We start from the raw sequence: 3,925 nt of genomic DNA, 5'->3' as shown, positions 1-3,925 counted from the left end.
CCGCGGAGACCACCACCGTGTGCGACACCCCGGGGGTGTTGTCCACGAAATTGGTGATCAGCCAGTTCAGGTTCTGTGCGGCCTGGCTCATCTGACTCAACTCAACGCTCCTGGTGGTTCGAGCCGCCGAAGAGATCGGTGCTGCGATTCTGCTGTCCGTTGCCGGACTGGTCTACCTGATCGGGGTCGATCCGGAAGCTTCCGGTGTTGCCGGTGTTGCCGGCGCTACGGCCCTGCTCGACGCCGCGGCGCAGGTTGGTGAGCCGGCCGCGGACCTCCTCGGGCGTGCGGGAGACCTGCGGGCCCTCCTGCGGGGTGGGCTTGGCGTTGCCCGGCACCAGGTTCTGCTTGGGCACCCGCCGGGGCAGGCCGGCGTCGGTGGTGCCGCTGGACGAGGGCTCGCGGAGCTTCTCGGCGCGCTGCCAGTCACCGTCGTTGGGGGACTGCCAGGCCGCGCTGCCGGCCGCGGTCGGGCCGGTGGGCCCGTAGCCGCCGAGGGCGGACACGTCGTGGCCGCGGGGCTCGGCGGGGACGCCCGAGGTGTCCCTGGCGCCGGTGAACCAGTTCGGGCTCTCGCCGCCGTCCGCGCGGTCCGACGGGAACCCGCCGCCCGCCAGCTGCTGGCCGGGGCGGCGCTGCGGCAGCCCGGAGGGCAGGGTGGCCGGGCCGGGGTCGGCGGCCGGCAGGGCCGGCTGCTCGGGGGCGTACGGGTGGCCCGCCGGGGCCTCCTCGGCCTGCCGGCCGTACTGGTCGTCGGCGTAGCCGGACTGCTCGTAGCCGGAGTCCTGGCCGTACTCGTCCTGCTGGTAGCCGTACTGGTCGTAGCCCTGCTGCGGGTACTCGCCGTAGCCGTCCTGCCGGTAGCCCTCGGCGTCGTAGCCGGTCTCCCGGCCGTACGCGTCCTGCCCGCCGCCGTACTGGTCGTCGCCGTAGCCGGACTGGTCGTAGCCCTGCTGGGGGTACTGCTCGTCCGGGGCGTAGGCCTCGTCGTTGCGGCGGCCGTAGGCCGGGAAGTCGTCCTCGGCGCCGGTGACCGGGGCCGGCGGCAGGGCGGCCTCCGGGCCGGCCTCCAGCGCGGCGCGGCGGACCTGGTCCAGGCGCTGCGAGCGCTGGACGGCCTCCAGGGCCGGGCTGAAGCCGGTCGGGCCGGAGTTGCCGGCGCCGGTGAGGTGGTCGTCGAAACCGAGCTCGGCGGCGCTGCGGGCCTGGCCGCGCTCGGCGGACGCCCACTCGGGGCCCGGCTCCTGGTCGGCGAAGATCCGGGAGACGGTGAACTGCTCCTCGGGCTCCGGCGCCGCGGCCATCTGGGTCACGAACGGCGGGAGCATGACGAGCGAGGTGGTGCCGGCCGACTCGCCGGACGGGCGGAGCTGGACGCGGATGTCGTGCCGCTGGGAGAGCCGGCCGACCACGAAGAGGCCCATCCGGCGGGAGATGGTGGCGTCGACCGTCGGCGGCTCGGAGAGCTTCTCGTTGATCTCCGCGAAGTCCTCGGCGGTGAGGCCGATGCCCTTGTCGTGGATCTCGACGAGCACCCGGCCGTCCGGCAGCCGGGTCGCGTTGACCAGGACCCGGGTCTGCGGGCTGGAGAAGGTGGTGGCGTTCTCCAGCAGCTCGGCGAGCAGGTGGACGAGGTCGGTCACGGCGGCGCCGACGACCTCGGCCTCGGGTATGCCGGCGAGCTCGACGCGCTCGTACTGCTCCACCTCGGAGGCGGCGGCGCGGAGCACGTCGACCAGCGGGACCGGGGTGTTCCAGCGGCGGCCGGCCTCCTCGCCCGCGAGGACGAGCAGGTTCTCGCCGTTGCGGCGCATACGGGTCGCCAGGTGGTCCAGCTTGAAGAGGTTCTCCAGCTGGTCCGGGTCGGCCTCGTTGTTCTCCAGGTCGGTGATCAGCGCCAGCTGGCGCTGGATCAGGCTCTGGCTGCGGCGCGACAGGTTGGTGAAGATCGCGTTGACGTTGCCCCGGAGCAGGGCCTGCTCGGCGGCGAGCGCGACCGCCTGCCGGTGGACCTGGTCGAAGGCCCGGGCGACCTCGCCGATCTCGTCCCTGCCGTGCAGCGGGATCTGGGTGACGTTGGTGTCCACCCGGTCCGGGTCGGTCTTGGAGAGCCTCTCGACCAGCTCGGGCAGACGGTGGTCGGCGATCTCCAGGGCGGCGTTGCGCAGGGTGCGCATGCCGAGAATCATCGAGCGGGCCACGTAGCCGGTGAGGACACCGGCCAGGATCAGCGCGGTGAGCACGATCAGCGAGTTGAGGATGGCGTCGAAGCGCGCGTTGTCGCGCAGTTCGGCGGCGTCCTGGAGCACGTCGTCCAGCAGGACGACCTCGGTGGAGCGCAGGCTGGAGATGTGGGTGTTGGCGGCCTGGTTCCAGTTCTCGGGGGTCAGACCGGAGTCCTTGGCCTCCTTGTACGCCTTGTCGGCGGCGTCGCGGCCCACGGTCTGGCCGTTGGCGGCGGCCTGGGTGTAGGCGGCGCCGATGTTGAGCAGGCCGCCCATGGTCGGGACGCTGCCGTTGGGCATGCGGTAGGCGGCGCGCTGGTCGGCGGCGGCCTGGGCGACCTGGGCGTCGGCGTACTTCCTGGCGTCCTCGGGGGCGCTGCCGGTGTTGAACTCCGAGAGCGCGGTCTGCTCCAGGCGCTGGGCGACCAGCAGCTGCTGGATGAGGTCGACGTTCTCGTACCGGGTGGTCTTCTGGGCGGCGATGCCGACCAGCAGCTGCAGCATCAGGGCGCGCTGGGTCGAGGCGGAGGCCTTGGCCAGCGACATCGCGTAGATCGAGCGGCCCTTGCTGGTGAGGTTGGTCGAGCCGAGGCCGACCGAGTTGTCGTAGGCCAGCAGCGGGGCGTACATCACCGAGTAGGCGCTGACGGTCGCGGAGGCGAAGAGGTTGTCGGCGTAGGCGGTCGCGCGCAGCTGCGGCAGGTGGACGATCATCTGCTGGACCGCGTCGTGGCGGCGGGGGAGCTCGCCGGACTTGTCGCTGGCCTCGTAGGCCGCGTTGTACGCCTTGAGGGCGGCGTCGGTGGTCGAGCGCGCCTTGGTGACGTCGTTGTTCGGGTCCTGCTTGGTGATCAGGGGTATGAGCGTCTTGTCGCGCTCGCTCTCCAGGGCCTCGGCGAGCTCGGTGGCGGCCTTGGCGAGGGTGGCGGTGCGCTGGGCGCGGTCGGCCTTGAAGAAGCCGTCGATCGAGGTGTTGACGCGCAGACCGCCGAAGACCAGGCCGATGACGACCGGGATGAGCAGGATCGCGATCAGACGCGCGGGCACGCGCCAGTTGCGCGGGCGCACGAAGTCGTAGCGGCTGGTCCGCGGGGCGGTGCCCTCCGGGCCGCTCCCCGAGGACGTGCCGGAGGAGCCGGTGCCCGGGCCGGACGCGCGGTCCGTGCCGGAGGCCGGCGGCTGCGGCGCCGCGGGGGCCGGCGGGCGCTCCTCGGCCGGTGTGAACGCCGAGAACCCGCCCGGGTCCGGCGCGGTGCCGTTCGGCTCGCTCTGGCGGGGCTCGGAGCGCCGCTGCGGGGCGACCTGCTGCTTACGCCTCACTCGACAACTACCTCTCGGCCGACAGCCGGCCATGGATCAATCCAGCGCTACCCCCGGAGGGCCGGCCGTTCCGGGGAGCGGCAGCCGTACGGGATCCAGGGGTAGCTGGAATTTCAGCACGTGCAGGGATGCGGGACAAACAGCTGCTGGTGGGCGCCATCTGGGGCACAATTCAGGACATTCGACGACATGTTGGCGCAAAACTGTGGTCTTCTGGCGCTGAGTGATGCTGATTCGCTACAAACAGTCATTGTTGATCACGAAATGCCTACCGAACTGTTATCCGCTGCTTATGAGAGGGTCTTGCGCGAGGCGCCCGGACGCCACCTCCCCGCAAGCGAACGTGCCCCGGCACCCCGTCACGCCGACGGGGTGCCGGC

At 71.9% G+C, this 3,925-nt stretch carries 1 protein-coding gene and 1 pseudogene; both read right to left on the bottom strand.

The window, feature by feature from the left end; translation table 11 throughout:
* Positions 1 to 91, bottom strand: a pseudogene (locus ACFCX4_RS35175) (roadblock/LC7 domain-containing protein); the annotation flags it as partial.
* A gap of 10 nt (positions 92 to 101) precedes the next feature.
* Entirely contained in the window at positions 102 to 3,545 is a 3,444-nt protein-coding gene (locus ACFCX4_RS35170) for a nitrate- and nitrite sensing domain-containing protein (protein WP_376151366.1), read from the bottom strand.
* Positions 3,546 to 3,925 lie beyond the last annotated feature (380 nt).

Source organism: Kitasatospora sp. NPDC056327 (assembly GCF_042261735.1).
Classification (GTDB): Bacteria; Actinomycetota; Actinomycetes; order Streptomycetales; family Streptomycetaceae; genus Kitasatospora.
This window is presented reverse-complemented; position numbering and strand designations above follow the sequence as displayed.